An 18,243-nucleotide genomic window follows, 5' to 3' on the forward strand; every position below is an offset into this window, starting at 1 on the left:
TTTCCGGTTACTTCTTCAGCAGGCCCTTCGACTCCAGATAGGCCTTCGCGACGTCCGCGGGCTTGGCCCGCTCCGCGTCCACCTTGCGGTTCAGGTCGACCAGGTCGGCCGTCGTGAGCGTCTTGGTGAGCTTGTCGAGCGCGGCCGCGACCTCGGGCGCGCCCGCGTCCTTGGCGTTGACCACGGGCAGGACGTTGTCCGCGTTCTGGAGCTTCTTGTCGTCCTCCAGCAGCACCAGGCCGTAGCTGTCGAGGGTGGCGTCGGTGGTCGTGGTGAGCACGAGCTGGTCGACGCCGTCCTTGACGGCCTGCTTGGCCTGCGGGGTGCCGACGCCCTTGGGGTCGATACCGGAAATGTCGATTCCGTATGTTCCCTTCAATCCCACCGCGCAGAAGGGGCGGACGGTGCATTCGTCGCTCGCCGCGATCTTCACCTTCACCCCCGACTTGCCCAGGTCGGAAAGGGACTTCAGGTTGTTCTTCGCCGCGAATTCCTTGGTCACCGCGAAGGCGTTCTGGTCGACCGCCGCGCCCGCCGGGAGCACCTTGAGCCCGAGCGGACCCGCGAGCTTCTCCAGGGCGGCGACCGTCGCCGTCACGTCGCTGGACGCGACGGGCTTCTGCTCGGGCGCCTTGGAGCCGTTCACCTTGGCGTTGAGGAACTCCGCGAGGGTGGCCGCGTACTCCGGGACGATGTCGATCTCGCCCTTCTCCAGCGACGGCTCGTACAGCTCGCGGTTGTTGACCGTGGTGATCGAGGTGCCGTAGCCCGCGTCCTTGAGGACCTGGGCGTACAGCTCGGCCAGCACGTTCGACTCGGTGAACCCGGCGGCGCCGATCACCAGCTTGCCCTTGGCCCCGCCGGACGAGGAGGTGTCGGAGGAGGACGACGCGCCGCCGTCCTTCGTCTTCTCCAGGCTGTCACCGCCGCACGCGGAGAGCGAAGCGGTGAGGGCCACCGCGCCCAGTGTCGCGCCGAGGATGCGCGTGGTCTTGCCCATGGTTGCTCCGTTCAGGAGTCGAGAAGCAGAGGATGACGAACGAGAGAAAAGAGGGTCCGCAGCCGACGCGCTGTCAGCCGGCCGGTACCGCCGGGCGCAGCAGCAGCCGGTCGACGGCCACCAGGACGCCTTCGACCACCAGGGCCAGCGCCGCGACCAGCAGGGCGCCCGCGATGACCTGCGGGGTGTTGAAGGTGTTGAACCCGGCCGTGATGATGCGGCCGAGGCCGCCCTGGCCGACCATGGCCGCGATCGTGGCCGTCGCGATGACCTGGACGGCCGCCGACCGCAGGCCCGTCATCACCAGGGGGCGCGCGAGCGGCAGCTCCACGCGCAGGAACAGCTGGCGCCCGGACATGCCCATGCCCCGGGCCGCCTCCACCACCGAGCGGTCCACGCCGCGCATGCCGACATAGGCGTTGGTGAGCAGCGGCGGCACGGCGAACAGGACCAGCGCGGCGATCGTCGGCACGTAGCCCGCGCTGCGCAGCGGCGAGACCATGAACAGCGCGAGGACGGCGAAGACCGGGACGGCCCGGCCGATGTTGGAGACGTTGACGGCGAGGGCGCCGCCCTTGCCGAGGTGGCCGAGCCAGAGGCCGACCGGCAGCGCCACCGCGCAGGCGAGGGCCAGTGCGACCCCGCTCACGTAGGCGTGCTCCGCGAGCCGGTGCCACACGCCGCTCTCGCCGGACCAGTTGGCGCCGTCCCCCAGCCAGTCCGCGGCCCCACCCAGTACGCCCATCGGCTCAGCCCTCCTGCACGGCGCGGGTCCAGGGGGTCACCAGCCGCTGGACGCCGAGCAGCAGCAGGTCGGCCACGAGCGCGAGCAGCACGCACAGCACGGAGGCGGTGAGCACCTGGGCCTTGAAGGAACTGTTGACCGCGGGGGCGATGAGGTTGCCCAGGCCGCCCTTGCCGACGATCGAACCGACCGTGGTGAGCGCGACGGTGGACACCGTGGCGATACGGACCCCCGCGAGCAGCGCCGGCAGCGCGAGCGGCAGTTCGACCTGCCACAGCAGCCGGCCGGGCCCGTACCCCATGCCGCGCGCCGCCTCGCGGACCTCCTCCGGGACGCCTTCCAGCCCGGCCAGCACGTTGCGCACCAGGATGGTCAGCGAATAGAGGACCAGGCCGGTCACCACGAGGGAGGCCGAGAGCCCGAAGAAGGGCAGCAGCAGCGAGAACATGGCGAGCGAGGGGATCGTGTAGAGCAGGGTGGTCAGGCCCAGCACGGGCGCGGCCCAGCGGCGGCCGCGGCGGGCCAGCAGGGCGAGCGGGACGGAGACCGCGACGCCGATGAGGACCGAGACCACCGTGATCCAGACGTGCTGGAGGGTGGCGTCCGTCAGCTCCTGGCTGCGGGACGTGACGTAGTCCCAGCAGATCCAGTCGTTCGCCACCAGGCAGCTCTGCCCGGCCATCGTGCTCACCCCCAGTCACCGATCCGCTCACCGAACGCGTGTACAGCGACCATAACCCCCGCCGCCGACAACGGCCGGAATCATTCGCAGCGGGGCAACACTCCCTTTACAAAACCCCTCCACGGGTAGGGAAGGATGGACCGGTGATCCGATTCGAGCATGTGACCAAGCGTTACCCCGACGGGACGACCGCCGTGGACGACGTGTCCTTCGAGGTGGCCGAGGGCGAGCTGGTCACCCTCGTGGGCCCGTCCGGCTGCGGCAAGACGACGACCATGAAGATGGTCAACCGGCTGATCGACCCGACGGACGGCCGGATCCTGCTGAAGGGCGAGGACATCGCGGCCGCCGACCCGGTCGAGCTGCGGCGCCGGATCGGCTACGTCATCCAGCAGGTCGGGCTCTTCCCGCACAAGACGGTGCTGGAGAACACCGCGACCGTCCCCCAGCTGATCGGCACGCCGAAGGCCAAGGCGCGCGCCCGGGCGGCCGAGCTGCTCGAACTGGTGGGCCTGGATCCGGCCACCTACGGGGGCCGCTACCCGCAGCAGCTGTCGGGCGGCCAGCGCCAGCGCGTGGGAGTGGCCCGGGCGCTCGCGGCCGACCCGCCCGTGCTGCTGATGGACGAGCCGTTCGGCGCGGTGGACCCGGTGGTCCGCGAGCGGCTGCAGAACGACCTGCTGGCCCTGCAGAAGTCCGTGCGGAAAACGATCCTGCTGGTCACGCACGACCTGGAGGAGGCGATCCGGCTCGGTGACCGCATCGCCGTCTACGGCGAGGGCACCATCGAGCAGTTCGCGCGCCCGGCCACCGTGCTGGGCGCGCCGGCCACGGAGTACGTCGCCCGGTTCGTGGGCAGCGACCGGGGGCTCAAGCGGCTCGCGGTGACCGCGGTGGCGGTCGACGACCTGGCCGCGGTGGACGGGCAGGGGGATCCGGCCGCGTCGGTGGCGCTGGGGGCGAGCCTGCGGGAGGCGCTGGCGGTGCTGCTCCAGGAGGACTCGGGGCGGATCGGGGTCAGGGATCCGGAGTCCGGCGCGCTGGTCGGCGTCCTCACTCCGCAGGGCGTGCACCGGGCACTGCGCCGGGCGGAGTTCCAGGAAGCCTGAGCGGAGTTGCGGGAGGCCTGAGCGGGGGCCCGCGCGAGCGCGGGGCCCGGGCTCAGGCGCGGGGAATCAGGCCTGCACCCGGCTGCTCAGCCACACCAGCATCGGCGGGATCTCCCGGCGCCAGGTGTTGAAGTTGTGGCCGCCGCTGTCGAGGATGATCGAGGAGACCCGGTCCGGGCTCTTGACGCCCTTGATGAACTTGCGGGTGTCCCCGATGTTCGGCTCGCCCTTCTCGCTGCTGGTGACGAGGAACGAGGTACCGGACGGGGCCTTGCCCTCCAGGCTCTTCAGGACGTCGGCGCGGTCCTTGAGCTTGGCGTCGCCGTGGAAGAGGTCACCGGTGGTCGGGTCGTTCGGCGCCTCGTAGTAGGCGGACAGGCCGACGGCCGTGCCGAAGGTCTTGGGGTGGTGCGCGGCGATCTTCAGCGCGCAGTAGCCGCCGGTCGAGTTGCCGATGAAGGCCATGTTCTCGGCCTTCTTGCCGACCCGGAAGGTCTCCGTGATGGCCTGCGGGAGGTCCTTGGCGAAGAAGGTCTCGGTCTGCGGGCCACCCGGGATGTCCACGCACTCGGTGTCGCGGGGCGGCGCCACCGTCGGGCGGAGCATGACCAGGATCATCGGCTTCATCTTGCCCGCTTTGGCCTGCTTGAAGGCCGTCATGGGGTAGTTCAGCCCTTTGATCAGGTTCTCCGCCGTGCCCGGGTAGCCGGTCAGCACGATCCCGGCCGGAAAGTTGGCCTTGGCGTGCTGCGGCTGGAAGTACTCCGGCGGCAGCCAGACGTAGCCTGGGCTCGTTATGTTCGACTTCTGGCCCGTTATCGACACCTTCAGGATCTGGCCGCCGACGGACGGCCGGGCACCTCCGGGGACGTCCAGCTTCTGCTTGGCGACGACCTTGATGTCCTTGCTGCTCATCGAGTGGTCGACGACCTTGCCCACCGAGGTCTCCTGACCGAAGAGGTCGGCCCAGGATCCGTAGAACAGGAAGGACTTGTTGGCCGCGAGGCCGACTGCGGAGAACAGCGCCAGCTGCGTCGCCAGGAGGAGCGCGATGCGGCCGGTGTACGCACGGAACGTGCGGCCCGAGAGCCGCGGCCAGAACCAGACCGTTGCCGCGAACAGCAGCACACCGGCGATGATGGCCAGCGCCAGAACCAGATTGCTGGTGAGACCCATGAGCAGTAAGCCGTCTTTCTGAGTGGCAGGACGAGTTTTTGCGATGAGGGAGTGAACCCGCTCCCCCTTCGTGTCGTCCTACTGGACGCACCACACACCGGAGGCCGTCACGGCCTTCGGCCAATGATCTCTCGCGGAGCAACGGGAAGCGATGTCTAGCAGGATAGATGGCGATAAGTCGGGACAGGTTCCGAGCCGGGTCCGCCGAATCCTCCGCGGACCACGACCGGAGGCCGTACCCGGCCTGGTAGGCACGGCCGTGATGATCGTCGGGTTCCTCGACGTCCTCGCGGGTGTCTTCCCGCGCTTCCGGCACAGCCGGGTCCACGCCTTCACCGAGGTGATCCCCGGATCCCTCGGCCCCTTCGCCGCCGCCCTCGCCATCAGCGCGGGCGTGCTGCTCCTCCTCCTGGCCCACGGACTCAAGCGCCGCAAGCGCCGGGCCTGGCGGGCCGCCGTCGTCCTGCTGCCCGCGGGCGCGGTGGCGCAGTTCGCCTACCGCCACTCCTTCGTCAGCCTGGTCCTCGCGGCGGCGCTGTTCGCGCTGATCCTGCGCCACCAGGGTGAATTCAGGGCGCTGCCGGATCCGCGCAGCCGCTGGAAGGCGCTCGCCAACTTCGTCCTGATGAGCGCCGGCTCGATCGGCCTCGGCCTCGTCATCGTGAACTCGCACCCGGGCAAGGTCGTCGGAAACCCGGGCATCTACGAACAGATCTCCCACGTCGTCTACGGCCTCTTCGGCTTCGAGGGCCCCGTCGACTACGCCGGGCGGGTCTCCTGGACGGTCGGCTACTCCCTCGGCGCGCTCGGCATGCTGACCGCGCTGACCACCATGTACCTCGCCTTCCGCCCCGAGCACCCGGCCGCCCGCCTCACCGCGGACGACGAGACGAAGCTGCGCGAGCTGCTCGCCAAGCACGGCGGCCGCGACTCGCTGGGCCACTTCGCGCTCCGCCGCGACAAGGCCGTCGTCTTCTCCCCCAGCGGCAAGGCCGCCGTCACCTACCGCGTCGTCTCCAGCGTGATGCTCGCCTCCGGCGACCCCATAGGCGACGTCGAGGCCTGGCCGGGCGCGATCGAGCGGTTCATGGAGGAGGCCAAGGCCCACTCGTGGACCCCGGCCGTCGTGGGCTGCTCCGAGACCGGCGGCGAGGTGTGGACCCGCGAGACCGGTCTGGACGCCCTGGAACTGGGCGACGAGGCGATCGTCGACGTCAAGGACTTCTCGCTCGCCGGACGCGCCATGCGCAACGTCCGCCAGATGGTCAAGCGCATCGAGCGCAACGGCTACACCACCAAGGTCCGCCGGGTCAGCGAGCTGACCGCGGACGAGCTGGAGCAGGTGCGCGGCGCCGCCGAGGCGTGGCGCGGCACCGACACCGAGCGCGGCTTCTCCATGGCGCTGGGCCGGGTCGGCGACCCGGGCGACGGTGACTGCTACATCGCCACCGCGCACCGCGTGGAGGAGGGCGACACCAGCCCGTACGGCGACCTGAAGGCCGTCCTGCACTTCGTCCCGTGGGGCAAGGACGGCATGTCGCTGGAGCTGATGCGCCGCGACCGCGCCGCCGACCCCGGCATGAACGAGCTGCTGATCGTGGCCTCCCTGGAGGCCGCCCCCGCGCTGGGCATCGAGAAGGTCTCGCTGAACTTCGCGATGTTCCGCGCGGCGCTCGCCCGCGGCGAGAAGATCGGCGCGGGTCCCGTCCTGCGCATGTGGCGCGGCCTGCTGGTCTTCCTCTCGCGCTGGTTCCAGATCGAGTCGCTGTACAAGTTCAACGAGAAGTTCCGGCCCCGCTGGGAGCCCCGCTTCATGGTCTACCGCAGCAGCCGCGACCTCCCCCGCATCGGCTTCGCCGTGATGCAGGCGGAAGGCTTCGTGACGGTGGCCCTGCCGCGCCTCTTCGCCGCCCGCCGGCGTCCGAAGCCGGTCCGCACCTGCACCCACGAGCACGGCGCCACCGTGCCCTCCCAGGGCGACCGCAAGGTGCGGGCGGCGTAACGCTGCGCACCCGTGCGCGTACGGGAACCCGGGCCCCGGCAGCCGACAGGCGCCGGGGCCCTGCCATCCGCAGGGCAGCTCTACCCTGGACCCATGAACACGAAGCGCGCAGCCGTCACCAGGGGCACGGTCACGGGTCTGCCGCGATGGGACCGCTGCGGGGTCATGGGCGTGGTCAACGTCACCCCCGACTCCTTCTCCGACGGCGGACGCTGGTTCGACACCACGGCGGCCGTCAAGCGCGGCCTGGACCTGGTGGCCGCGGGCGCCGACCTCGTGGACGTCGGCGGCGAGTCCACCCGGCCCGGCGCCACCCGCGTCGACGAGGAGGAGGAGCTGCGCCGCGTCGTCCCCGTGGTGCGCGGCCTGGCCTCCGAGGGGATCACCGTGTCCGTCGACACCATGCGGGCCACCGTGGCCGCGCGGGCCGTCGAGGCGGGTGCGGCGCTGGTCAACGACGTCAGCGGCGGACTGGCCGACCCCGGCATGATCGGGGCCGTCGCGGCCGCCGAGGTGCCCTTCGTGGTGATGCACTGGCGCGGCTTCAGCGAGGGGATGAACAGCCTCGCCGTGTACGAGGACGTGGTCGCCGAGGTCACCGCCGAGCTGCGGACGCGGATCGACGCGGTCATCGCGGGCGGCATCGCCCCCGACCGGCTCGTCGTGGACCCGGGTCTCGGCTTCGCCAAGAACGCCGAGCACGACCTGGCGCTGGTCGCGCACCTCCCCGAGCTGCGGGCGCTGGGCTTCCCGCTGCTGGTCGCGGCCTCGCGCAAGCGGTTCCTCGGCCGCGTGCTGGCGGGCTCGCACTCCGCTCCCCCGCCCGCCCGCGAGCGCGACGCGGCCACCGCCGCCGTCTCCGCGATCGCGGCGCACGAGGGCGCCTGGGCCGTCCGGGTCCACGAGGTACGGGCGACGGCGGACGCGGTTCGGGTGGCCCGCGCCGTGGAAGGGGCACTGTGATCCGCGCAGTGATCCGCACGGCGGTCGAACGCGCAGGGGAAGGGGCACGGTGAGCCGTACCGACATCGAGGCGGTCGAAGAGGTCAACACGGCCTTCTACGAGGCGATGGAGCGGGGGGACTTCGACGCACTGTCGGCGCTCTGGCTGGAGGACGAGATCTCCTGCGTCCACCCGGGCTGGCCGGTCCTCGCGGGCCGCGGCGAGGTCCTGCGCTCGTACGCGCTGATCATGAGCCACACCGAGTACATCCAGTTCTTCCTGACCGACACCAAGGTGACCGTGATAGCCGACACGGCCGTCGTCACCTGCACCGAGAACATCCTCAGCGGCGGGCCCGCCGAGGACGGCGGGGAGCTGGGCCCCCTGGTGGGGCAGCTGGTCGTCGCGACGAATGTGTTCCGTCGCACATCCGAAGGGTGGCGGCTGTGGTCCCACCACGGATCTCCGGTGCTCACGGACTCCGAGGAGGACGGGGACGAGGAGCCTTCCTGACCCCGTCGGCACGGTTCGCCCGTCATCGCAGGTAAATTCGAAGACGGACGACGCCGACCGCACTCGGCTCAGGCCCTTGCCCCGGGGAGCCCCGGACGGCAGTACCTAGGAAAGCAGGAGTGATTCGCGTGGATCGTGTCGCGCTGCGCGGCCTCAAGGCTCGCGGACACCATGGCGTCTTCCCCCGGGAGCGCGAGGAAGGCCAGACCTTCATCGTCGACCTGGTGCTCCACATCGACACCCGGCCCGCCGCCGCGGACGACGACCTGACGAAGACGGTGCACTACGGCGTGGTGGCCGAGGAGGTCGTGGAGGTGGTCCAGGGCGAGCCGGTCGACCTCATCGAAACCCTCGCCGAGCGGATCGCCCAGCGCTGCCTCAAGCACGACGCGGTGGCCGAGGTCGAGGTCGTCGTGCACAAACCGGACGCGCCGATCACCGTCCCCTTCGACGACGTGACCATCACGATCACCCGGAGCCGCGCATGAACAACGGACTGAAGGCACAGAGCGACCCGACCGTACAGCCGGTCCCCGCCTCCGTCGTCGAGACGGTGGACGCCGCGGACGTGACCCTCTCCAACCCCCGCTGGGCCGTCATCGCCCTCGGCGCGAACCTCGGCAACCGCCTGGAGACCCTCCAGGGCGCCATCGACGCCCTCGGCGACACCCCCGGCCTGCGGGTCAAGGGCGTCTCCGGCGTGTACGAGACGGAGCCCTGGGGCGTGGAGCCCGGCTCGCAGCCGGCCTACTTCAACGCCGTGGTCCGCGTGAAGACCACGCTGCCGCCGTCCTCGCTGCTCGAACGCGGGCACGCGATCGAGGAGGCCTTCGACCGCGTCCGCGAGGAGCGCTGGGGGCCGCGCACCATCGACGTCGACATCGTCGCGTACGCCGACGTGGTCTCCGACGACCCGGCGCTGACCCTCCCGCACCCGCGCGCCCACCTGCGCGCCTTCGTGCTGGCCCCGTGGCACGACGTGGACCCGGAGGCCGTGATCGCGGGCCGCGGCAGCGTCGCCGAGCTGCTGGCCGCCGTCGGGCGGGACGGCGTCACGGCGCGCCCCGACCTGGAACTCCACCTGCCGGAGTAGTCGTTAGCCTGTTCACTGCTGTCGGATGGGAAAGCGGGGAACGGGTACGTGAAGCAACTGAGGCCGGTCGTCCTGGCGGGCATCTTCGCGGTCGCCGGGGTGCTGTCCTGGGCGGGCGCCCGGCTGTGGAACTCCTACGGGACCCTGCCGGGGGTGCCGCTGGCGGCCCCGGTCGTCCTCGCGGTGATCGCCGTCGTGCTGTGCGCCACGGCCCTCTCGCTGCGCGGCCGCCTCAAGGCCCAGCGGGAGCGCCGGCCGGGCGCGAAGGGCGTGGATCCCCTGATGGCGGCCCGCGCGGTCGTCTTCGGGCAGGCCAGCGCCCTCGTGGCGGCCCTCGTGGCGGGCATGTACGGCGGTGTGGGGCTCTTTCTCCTCACGGACGGCCTGGACGTGCCCGCCCGGCGCGAGCAGGCCTACTACGCGGGCTTCTCGGTCCTGGCCGGTTTCGCGGTGATCGTCGCGGCCCTCTTCCTGGAGCGCGTCCTGCGGCTCCCGGACGACGAGGACGACGCGGCCGCCCGCGTCTGACCCCGGGGACACGGAAGAAGACACGGAAGACACACGGAAGAAAAGGACGGCGGTCGCGCGATGCGACCGCCGTCCTTTCCCGTGTCCGGGTACGCCCCTGCCGTGTCCGGGGGCGCGTCAGCCCACGATGAGGCTCATGGCCTCGCTGCGGGTCGCGGGGTCGCGGAGCTGGCCGCGGACCGCCGAGGTGATCGTCTTGGCGCCCGGCTTGCGGATGCCGCGGACCGACATGCACATGTGCTCGGCCTGGACGACGACGATGGCCCCGCGGGCCTCCAGGATGCGCATCAGCGAGTCGGCTATCTGCGAGGTGAGCCGCTCCTGCACCTGGGGGCGGCGGGCGAAGACCTCGACCAGCCGGGCCAGCTTCGACAGACCGGTGATCTTGCCGGACTCCGCCGGGATGTACCCCACGTGGGCCACCCCGTGGAAGGGCAGCAGGTGGTGCTCGCAGAGGCTGACGATCTCGATGTCCTTCACCAGGACCATCTCGTCGTGCCCCAGGTCGAACGTCGTGGTGAGCACGTCCTCCGGCTCCTGCCGCAGGCCCGCCAGGATCTCGCGGTAGGCCCGCGCCACCCGTGCCGGGGTCTCCAGAAGGCCCTCGCGGTCCGGGTCCTCGCCGACCGCGAGGAGGAGCTCGCGCACCGCCGCCTCGGCACGCTTCTCGTCGAACTCGCGGACCACGCCGTCGCCCTCCAGGGTCACCGGATCGGTCATCTCTTCCTCGTTCCTGCCTTGCAGTGCTGTACAGCAGTGCTGGACATATAAAAGTGCCGCGGCCCCCAGGCTAGATCCTGGGGACCGCGGCATCCATTCCGGAGTGCTCGTCGCGTCAGCTCTCGGGACGGTCCTCCGGGGCCGCCTCGGGGGTCTTCTCCGTGGACACCGGAGTCGAGACGGGAGCGGAGCTCCCGTTCGCCGCGTTCGTCAGCGACAGCTCCCGGGGGGAGAGCACCGGCGGACGCGTCGACGGGGTACGGCGGGAGGATCCGGTCCACGCGGGGCGGGCCGGACGCTTCACGATCGTCGAGAAGACCTCGGCGATCTGCTCCTTGTTCAGCGTTTCCTTCTCCAGCAGCGCGAGGACGAGGTTGTCCAGGACGTCGCGGTTCTCGACCAGGATTTCCCAGGCCTCGTTGTGCGCCGTCTCGATGAGCTTCTTGACCTCTTCGTCCACCAGCGCGGCGACCTCTTCCGAGTAGTCGCGCTGGTGCGTCATGTCGCGGCCCAGGAACGGTTCGGTGTTGTCGCCACCGAACTTGATCGCGCCCAGGCGCTCCGTCATGCCGTACTGGGTGACCATCGCGCGGGCCGTGGCGGTGGCCTTCTCGATGTCGTTCGCGGCGCCCGTGGTCGGGTCGTGGAAGACCAGTTCCTCGGCCGCGCGACCGCCCAGCATGTACGCGAGCTGGTCGAGCATCTCGTTGCGCGTGGTGGAGTACTTGTCCTCGTCCGGCAGGACCATGGTGTACCCCAGGGCACGGCCGCGGGACAGGATCGTGATCTTGTGGACCGGGTCGGAGTTCGGGGAAGCCGCCGCGACCAGGGCGTGTCCGCCCTCGTGGTAGGCGGTGATCTTCTTTTCCCGGTCCGACATGATCCGGGTCCGCTTCTGCGGGCCCGCCACGACGCGGTCGATCGCCTCGTCCAGGGAGTGGTTGTCGATCAGCTTGCGGTCCCCGCGCGCGGTGAGCAGCGCGGCTTCGTTCAGCACGTTCGCCAGGTCCGCTCCGGTGAAACCGGGCGTACGACGGGCTACCGCGCCCAGGTCGACGTCCGGGGCGACCGGCTTGCCCTTCTGGTGGACCTTGAGGATCTCCAGACGGCCCTGCATGTCCGGGCGGTCGACCGCGATCTGGCGGTCGAAGCGGCCGGGGCGCAGCAGCGCCGGGTCGAGGATGTCCGGACGGTTCGTGGCGGCGATCAGGATGACGCCGCCCTTCACGTCGAAGCCGTCCATCTCGACCAGCAGCTGGTTGAGGGTCTGCTCGCGCTCGTCGTGGCCGCCGCCGAGACCCGCACCGCGGTGCCGGCCGACGGCGTCGATCTCGTCGACGAAGACGATCGCCGGAGCGTTGGCCTTGGCCTGTTCGAACAGGTCGCGGACACGCGAGGCACCGACACCGACGAACATCTCGACGAAGTCGGAACCGGAGATCGAGTAGAAGGGAACACCGGCTTCGCCCGCGACGGCGCGCGCGAGCAGGGTCTTTCCGGTGCCGGGCGGGCCGTAGAGCAGCACGCCCTTGGGGATCTTCGCGCCAACGGCCTGGAACTTGGCCGGCTCCTGCAGGAACTCCTTGATCTCGTGGAGTTCCTCCACCGCCTCGTCCGAGCCCGCCACGTCGGCGAACGTCGTCTTCGGCGTGTCCTTGGTGATCAGCTTGGCCTTGGACTTCCCGAAGTTCATGACCCGGGAGCCGCCGCCCTGCATCTGATTCATCAGGAACAGGAAGACCACGACGATCAGGACGAAGGGCAGCAGGGACAGCAGCACGCTCAGGAACGGGCTGGTCTTGTCCGGCGAGACGGTGTACCCGTCCGCGATCTTGCCCGCGTCGTACTTGGTCTGGAGGTCCTTGGCGAGCGCGACGCCCTGGTCCCCGATGTAGTTGGCCTGGAACTTGGTGCCGTCGTTCTTGCCGAGCTTCTCGCCACTCTTCAGCTCGACTTTGATCATCTGGCTGTCACCGGTGGTGAGCTTGGCGCTCGCCACCTGGTCCTGGTTGATCGCCTTGATGACCTCGCTGGTCTCCACCGACTTGTAGCCGCCGCCGGAGCCGACGACGTTCATCAACACGACCACGGCGAGGACGGCCAGCACGATCCACATGACCGGCCCACGGAAGTATCGCTTCACGTCCATCCATACGGGGCGCAGAGCACCCCGTCCCTCCTGCCCGTAGGTAAATGCTGCTGTGAGTAAAGACTGTTCTTCGGAATGTACCCCTGAATTGTCACCCGCGGCCTCGTGGGACGGCTGACAGACCCGCCTTCCCCTGCTCCAACGGCGGGAATCGCCCCCAGGTTCCCCGGTGGGGATCCGGGGGCGCCGGGGTCAGCCGCCGTACACGTGCGGGGCGAGCGTGCCCACGAACGGGAGGTTGCGGTACTTCTCGGCGTAGTCGAGGCCGTAGCCGACGACGAACTCGTTGGGGATGTCGAAGCCGACCCAGCGGACGTCGATGGCGACCTTCGCCGCGTCGGGCTTGCGGAGCAGGGTGCAGACCTCCAGGGAGGCCGGCTCGCGGGAGCCCAGGTTCGACAGCAGCCAGGACAGCGTCAGACCGGAGTCGATGATGTCCTCGACGATCAGGACGTGCTTGCCCTTGATGTCGGTGTCGAGGTCCTTGAGGATGCGGACCACTCCGGAGGACTGGGTCCCGGCCCCGTAGGAGGACACCGCCATCCAGTCCATGGTGAGCGGGGTGGACAAGGCGCGTGCCAGGTCCGCCATCACCATCACGGCGCCCTTGAGGACACCGACGATGAGCAGGTCCTTGCCCGCGTACTGCTCGTCGATCTTCGCGGCCAGCTCGGCCAGCTTCGCGTCGATCTCTTCCTTGGTGATGAGCACCGACTGGAGGTCGTCGCCCATGTCCTTCTCGTCCACCCGCATCACTTTCGTTGTCGGCCGCGGCTCCGGGGTTCCCCGGAGGCCTCAGCCGTGTTCGAGCACCATCAGCCCTGCCGGATGACCAGTCTGCCACCCTGGCGCTGGGCCTCGACCCGGCCGGGCAGGTTGATGGCGCCCTGACCGCGCCATCCCGTGATCAGGCGGTCCACTTCCTCGATGTGGCGGGCGAACAGCGAACCGGCGGGGGACCCGGCCGACAGTACGGCCCTGCGCAGCACGCGGCGGCGTACGGCCGGGGGCAGGGCGTAGAGCTTGGCGCACTCCAGCTGGCCGAGTTCGTCCCGGACGGCCGACTCCGCGTCGGCGGCCCAGGCGTCGAGGGCGTCGGCGTCGTCCCGGGAGAGCTGGGCGGTCCGGGCGAGGGCCTCGACCACTCCCTTGCCCAGCGCCTTCTCCAGGGCGGGCAGTCCCTCGTGGCGCAGCCGGCTGCGGGTGTAGGCGGGGTCGATGTTGTGCGGGTCGTCCCAGACGGGCAGGGACTGGACCATGCAGGCCTTGCGGGCGGTCTGCCGGTCGATGTGCAGGAAGGGACGGCGGTAGCGGCCGGCGCGGCCGGGCCCGCCGGAGATCTCGGCCATGCCGGACAGCGAGCGGATGCCGGAGCCGCGGGCCAGGCCGAGCAGGACGGTTTCCGCCTGGTCGTCGCGGGTGTGGCCGAGCAGCACGGCGGCGGCGCCGAACCGGTCGGCGGCCTCGTCGAGCGCGGCGTAGCGGGCGTCGCGCGCGGCGGCCTCGGGTCCGCCCTCGCGGCCGACGCGCACGGCGATGGCTTCCGCCGGGTCCAGGTGGAGCGCGGTCATCCGGCTGACGACTTCCGCGGCACGCAGGTCGGAGCCGTCCTGGAGGCCGTGGTCGACGGTGATGCCGCCGGCCCGGATACCGAGTTTGGGGGCCTCGAAGGCGAGGGCGGAGGCGAGCGCCATGGAGTCGGCGCCGCCGGAGCAGGCGACGAGCACGAGCGGCTGCGGGCCGCCGGCGCGGTCGGTGCGGGCCCTGCTGTCGGCGCGGTCGGCGCGGCGGGCAGCGGGGGCGGTGCGGCGTTCGGTGGGGTCGGTCAGGTCGGTGAGGACGTCGTGGAGTACGCGGCGGACCGCCAGGCGTATCGCTGCGACCGCAGGATGGGGACCCATGTCCGGTGCCCTTCGGTGGAGTTCGGATGCCTCGGAGGCGTGGGGAGGGTGGTGCGCGCTCGGGGTGCTGCTCGGCCGTGCCCGCCGTAACCTCGCGAAGGGGTATTCGCGAGAGGACGGACTGTCACTCAGAGTGCGTCGATGGTGACAGAACCGAGCCGTTCCCTGAGCATCGCACGCCCTTCCACGGCCCACGGTCCCTCGGACGGGTGATGCTGCTTCCCCCAAGGAGACACGTTTACGCCCCCTTGTTCACGCCCTTTCACTCCCCCAGGCGGTGGACGCGGGCCACCCAGTCCGCGGGCCTGGCGATCTCCGCCTTGGTCGGCAACGTGTTCGGCGAGGTCCAGACCCGGTTGAACCCGTCCATTCCGACCTGGCCGACGACCGCGCGCACGAAGCGTTCGCCGTCGCGGTACTGGCGCAGCTTGGCGTCGAGGCCCAGCAGCTTGCGCAGGGCCTGGTCCAGGCGGCCGGCGCCGCTGGCCCGGCGGGTCTGGAACTTCTCCCGGATCTCGGCGACCGAGGGCACCACCTGCGGCCCGACCCCGTCCATGACGAAGTCCGCGTGCCCCTCCAGCAGGGACATCACCGCGGTGAGCCGCCCCAGCACCTCCCGCTGCTCGGGGGTCTGGACGAGTTCCACCAGGGACCGGCCCTCCTCCCCGCGCTCACCCTCGGGACGGGCTCCGACCATGGACTGCGCGGCCTCGCGCAGCCGTTCCAGGATGGTCATCGGGTCCATCTCGGTGGCGCCCAGAAACGTCTGGATTTCGCCCTCCAGGTGGGCGCGCAGCCACGGGACGGCGGTGAACTGGGTACGGTGCGTCTCCTCGTGCAGGCACACCCACAGCCGGAAGTCGTGCGGGTCGACCTCCAGCTCGCGCTCGACGTGCACGATGTTGGGCGCCACCAGCAGCAGCCGCCCGCCGCCCGTCGCCGCTCCGGGCAGCTCGCGGGAGACCGGCGCGAAGGTCTCGTACTGGCCGAGCACCCGCGAGGACAGGAAGCTCAGCAGCATCCCCAGTTCCACCCCGGTCACCTTGCCGCCGACCGCGCCGAGGACGGCGCCGCCGGGCGTGGCGCCGCGCCGCTCCTGCATCTTGCCGAGCAGGGGGCCCAGCAGCTCCCGGAACCCGGCCACGTTGGCCTTGACCCAACCGGCCCTGTCGACCACGAGGACCGGCGTGTCCTCCACGGCGAGGCCCTCGGGGATCATTCCGGTGAACTCGCGCACGTGCCGTTCCGAGGTCCTGGCGTGCTCGCGCAGTTCCGCCACCACGGCCCGCGCCTGGTCCCGGGTGATCTCCGGGCCGGGCCGTACGAGCCGGGTCGCGGTCGTCACCGCGAGATTCCAGTCGACCATCTCCGCACCACCGATGCTCGTCATGCGTCAACGGTACGTGGACGGGCCGCCCGGCGGATCCCCCCGGCGGGACCTTCGGCGGGCCTTCCCGCGGGGCTCCCGGCGCTACGGCGTGGTGGCGACGGTGGCGGCGAGCTTGTCCAGGGCCTTCTCGGCGGTGTCCGGGGCCGGGGTGTTCGCGGTCAGGAACGCGAAGACGAGCAGTCGCCCGGAAGGGTCGACGACGGCTCCGGCCAGCGAGTTCACGCCGGTGAGGGTGCCGGTCTTGGCGCGCAGCAGGCCGGCCGCGGGCGATTCCCCGGCGTTGCGGGCCCGCAGGGTGCCGCTGAAGCCGGCCACCGGGAGCCCGGTCAGGACGGGCCGCAGCCCGGGGCGGGCCGGGTCGGCCGCCTTGGCGAGGAGCGAGGTGAGCAGTCCGGCGCTGACCTTGTCGGCGCGGTTCAGCCCGCTGCCGTCGGCGAAGCGGGCACCGGCCAGGTCGACGCCGAGGGTGGCGAGCCGCTCGGTGACGGCCTGCTCGCCCCCCTCGAAGCTCGCGGGCTTCGCCGCGGCCAGCGCGGTCTGGCGGGCCAGGGCCTCGGCGATGTCGTTGTCGCTGTTGGTCAGCATCCGCTCGACGAGGGCGCCCAGCGGGGTGGAGAGGGTGACGGCCAGCGGCTGGGCGCCGGCCGGGGCCTTGGCCGCGGCGGCCTCGCCGGTCACCGTGATGCCGCGCTCGCGCAGCAGGTCGGCGAAGGCGCGGGCGGCGTCCCCGGCGGGGTCGTCGCTGCGGTCCGCCGGGCCGGAGAAGGAGTCGTCGGAGCGGCCCTCGTCGGCCATCAGGGCGCTGACGGGCGCGATGTTGCCGTTGGGGCCGATCGGGTGGCGGGCGGGCCCGGTGAAGAGGGTGGCGTCGTATCCGAGGGTGACGGTGTCGGTGTTCGCGGAGCGCAGCGCCTGGGCGGTGTCGGCGGCGAGGGCGACGAGGCTGCCGCCGGGGCCCGCGGGGTTCTTCTTGCGGGCGCTGAGCGAGGGGTCGCCGCCGCCGACCAGGACGATCCGGCCGCCGGGGGCCGGTACGACGGTGGTCTTGATGCGGTGCTCGGGGCCGAGGGCCGCGAGGGCCGCGGAGGCGGTGGCGATCTTGATGGTGGAGGCCGGGGTCATCGCCTCGCGGGACCCGGACTCGAAGAGCACCGCGCCCGTGGCCGCCTCGACGACCGAGGCGCCGCGGGCCGTGCCGAGCGCGGAATCGGCCAGCAAGGGGCGCAGCGCACCGGCGAGGGAGTCCTGGTTCCGCGCGGGGGCGGCCGGGGCGGATCCGGGGGCGCGCAGCGGCGAGAGCACGCCGGGGGCGCTCGGAGCGGCAAGCGGAAGCTGCTGTTCCCCGTGATCTCCGCCACCCGTACGGCCCCAGGAGGCGGCCGCGACCCGCTCGGCCTTACGCTGGCCGGAGTCCCAAGGCCCGGCCGCGACCACCGCGCCGGCCGACAGGGCCAGGCCCGCAACGGCCGAACCAGTGATGAGCTGCCATGTCTTGATCAATGGCACCTCGACCAGCCCCTTTCGCGATCACACGTATGCGTGAGGGACACTTAACCACTGAGTCTTGCCGCGAGCATGGCACCCCACCCGCAGGGCTGGGCCGGACGCGCACGCGTCGTCCGGACGTGCACGCGGTCGACCGCATGTCCCGAAGCAATGCAGCTGATCATGGAGGAGCAGGACGTGGAGTTCGACGTCACCATCGAGATCCCCAAGGGCTCGCGGAACAAGTACGAAGTGGACCACGAGACCGGCCGGATCCGCCTGGACCGTCGCCTCTTCACGTCCACGAGCTACCCGGCCGACTACGGCTTCGTCGAGAACACCCTCGGCGAGGACGGCGACCCGCTGGACGCGCTCGTCATCCTCGACGAGCCGACCTTCCCGGGCTGCCTGATCAAGTGCCGCGCGATCGGCATGTTCCGGATGACCGACGAGGCGGGCGGCGACGACAAGCTGCTCTGCGTCCCGGCCTCGGACCCGCGCGTCGAGCACCTGCGCGACATCCACCACGTCTCCGAGTTCGACCGCCTGGAGATCCAGCACTTCTTCGAGGTCTACAAGGACCTGGAGCCCGGCAAGTCCGTCGAGGGCGCGAACTGGGTCGGCCGCACCGAGGCCGAGGCCGAGATCGAGGCCTCGTACAAGCGCCTGCAGGCGCAGGGCGACCACCACTGAGTGCAGCTCCGCTGATGTCCGCCCGTCGGCGTATCCCGGGCCGCCACGGACGAAACGATTCCGCATAATTGGATCACCGGTTCGGAATCCGGCCCAGGGACACAGGAGCACGCG

18 protein-coding genes are annotated in these 18,243 nt (G+C 71.0%); 8 read left to right on the top strand and 10 right to left on the bottom strand.

From position 1 onward, the window contains the following. Positions 1 to 7: 7 nt before the first annotated feature. The 3 genes from AC0693_RS35680 to AC0693_RS35690 form a co-directional block, all read right to left on the bottom strand. A complete protein-coding gene (locus AC0693_RS35680; RefSeq protein ID WP_478804173.1) occupies positions 8 to 1,000 on the bottom strand; it encodes an ABC transporter substrate-binding protein in 993 nt (330 codons plus the stop codon). A gap of 73 nt (positions 1,001 to 1,073) precedes the next feature. Further along, a complete protein-coding gene (locus AC0693_RS35685) occupies positions 1,074 to 1,745 on the bottom strand; it encodes an ABC transporter permease (RefSeq protein ID WP_469319076.1) in 672 nt (223 codons plus the stop codon). 4 nt (positions 1,746 to 1,749) lie between these two features. Then, positions 1,750 to 2,427, bottom strand: a complete 678-nt coding sequence (locus AC0693_RS35690) for an ABC transporter permease (RefSeq protein ID WP_356406683.1) — start codon at positions 2,425 to 2,427, stop codon at positions 1,750 to 1,752. A gap of 143 nt (positions 2,428 to 2,570) precedes the next feature. Here AC0693_RS35690 and AC0693_RS35695 point away from each other — a divergent pair, with 143 nt between their 5' ends. Continuing rightward, positions 2,571 to 3,536 carry an ABC transporter ATP-binding protein gene (locus tag AC0693_RS35695; protein ID WP_356406680.1) on the top strand — a complete coding sequence of 322 codons (966 nt, stop codon included), beginning with the start codon at positions 2,571 to 2,573 and terminating at the stop codon, positions 3,534 to 3,536. Positions 3,537 to 3,602: 66 nt separating this feature from the next. On the opposite strand, the gene AC0693_RS35700 is transcribed toward AC0693_RS35695, so the two are convergent. Further along, on the bottom strand, positions 3,603 to 4,712 hold the full coding sequence (locus AC0693_RS35700; RefSeq protein ID WP_356406677.1) for an alpha/beta hydrolase: 1,110 nt from the start codon (positions 4,710 to 4,712) through the stop codon (positions 3,603 to 3,605). Positions 4,713 to 4,863: 151 nt separating this feature from the next. Between AC0693_RS35700 and AC0693_RS35705 the strand changes: the two genes are divergently transcribed. From AC0693_RS35705 to AC0693_RS35730, 6 genes are all read left to right on the top strand, one after another. Then, positions 4,864 to 6,714: a phosphatidylglycerol lysyltransferase domain-containing protein gene (locus tag AC0693_RS35705; RefSeq protein ID WP_478804174.1), complete on the top strand. Its 1,851-nt coding sequence runs from the start codon at positions 4,864 to 4,866 to the stop codon at positions 6,712 to 6,714. Positions 6,715 to 6,807: 93 nt separating this feature from the next. Further along, positions 6,808 to 7,677, top strand: a complete 870-nt coding sequence (folP, locus tag AC0693_RS35710) for a dihydropteroate synthase (protein WP_356406671.1) — start codon at positions 6,808 to 6,810, stop codon at positions 7,675 to 7,677. Between the two features lie 49 nt (positions 7,678 to 7,726). Beyond that, positions 7,727 to 8,170 (top strand): nuclear transport factor 2 family protein, encoded by a 444-nt coding sequence (locus AC0693_RS35715; protein WP_356406668.1) that lies wholly within the window; start codon positions 7,727 to 7,729, stop codon positions 8,168 to 8,170. 128 nt (positions 8,171 to 8,298) lie between these two features. Next, positions 8,299 to 8,658, top strand: a complete 360-nt coding sequence (gene folB, locus AC0693_RS35720; protein WP_356406665.1) for a dihydroneopterin aldolase — start codon at positions 8,299 to 8,301, stop codon at positions 8,656 to 8,658. Next, positions 8,655 to 9,263, top strand: coding sequence for a 2-amino-4-hydroxy-6-hydroxymethyldihydropteridine diphosphokinase (gene folK / locus AC0693_RS35725; protein WP_356406662.1), 609 nt, complete (start codon positions 8,655 to 8,657; stop codon positions 9,261 to 9,263). Before folB ends, folK begins: the two co-directional genes overlap by 4 nt. 48 nt (positions 9,264 to 9,311) lie before the next feature. Beyond that, positions 9,312 to 9,791, top strand: coding sequence for a DUF3180 domain-containing protein (locus tag AC0693_RS35730; protein ID WP_356406659.1), 480 nt, complete (start codon positions 9,312 to 9,314; stop codon positions 9,789 to 9,791). A gap of 117 nt (positions 9,792 to 9,908) precedes the next feature. Here AC0693_RS35730 and folE read toward each other — a convergent pair whose 3' ends face one another. The 6 genes from folE to dacB form a co-directional block, all read right to left on the bottom strand. Beyond that, entirely contained in the window at positions 9,909 to 10,511 is a 603-nt protein-coding gene (gene folE / locus AC0693_RS35735; protein ID WP_469319078.1) for a GTP cyclohydrolase I FolE, read from the bottom strand. Between the two features lie 115 nt (positions 10,512 to 10,626). Then, complete coding sequence (gene ftsH, locus AC0693_RS35740; protein ID WP_356406653.1) at positions 10,627 to 12,660, bottom strand: ATP-dependent zinc metalloprotease FtsH; 2,034 nt, start codon at positions 12,658 to 12,660, stop codon at positions 10,627 to 10,629. 192 nt (positions 12,661 to 12,852) lie between these two features. Then, positions 12,853 to 13,413, bottom strand: coding sequence for a hypoxanthine phosphoribosyltransferase (gene hpt / locus AC0693_RS35745; protein ID WP_356406650.1), 561 nt, complete (start codon positions 13,411 to 13,413; stop codon positions 12,853 to 12,855). Positions 13,414 to 13,475: 62 nt separating this feature from the next. After that, positions 13,476 to 14,561, bottom strand: coding sequence for a tRNA lysidine(34) synthetase TilS (gene tilS / locus AC0693_RS35750; protein ID WP_469337374.1), 1,086 nt, complete (start codon positions 14,559 to 14,561; stop codon positions 13,476 to 13,478). Positions 14,562 to 14,823: 262 nt separating this feature from the next. After that, complete coding sequence (locus tag AC0693_RS35755) at positions 14,824 to 15,951, bottom strand: zinc-dependent metalloprotease (protein ID WP_468469983.1); 1,128 nt, start codon at positions 15,949 to 15,951, stop codon at positions 14,824 to 14,826. An 81-nt stretch (positions 15,952 to 16,032) separates the two neighbouring features. Next, positions 16,033 to 17,457, bottom strand: coding sequence for a D-alanyl-D-alanine carboxypeptidase/D-alanyl-D-alanine endopeptidase (gene dacB, locus AC0693_RS35760; protein WP_469319081.1), 1,425 nt, complete (start codon positions 17,455 to 17,457; stop codon positions 16,033 to 16,035). 177 nt (positions 17,458 to 17,634) lie between these two features. Between dacB and AC0693_RS35765 the strand changes: the two genes are divergently transcribed. Continuing rightward, complete coding sequence (locus tag AC0693_RS35765) at positions 17,635 to 18,129, top strand: inorganic diphosphatase (RefSeq protein ID WP_215021489.1); 495 nt, start codon at positions 17,635 to 17,637, stop codon at positions 18,127 to 18,129. Positions 18,130 to 18,243: the final 114 nt, after the last annotated feature.

The organism is Streptomyces sp. NPDC043876, assembly GCF_056435825.1.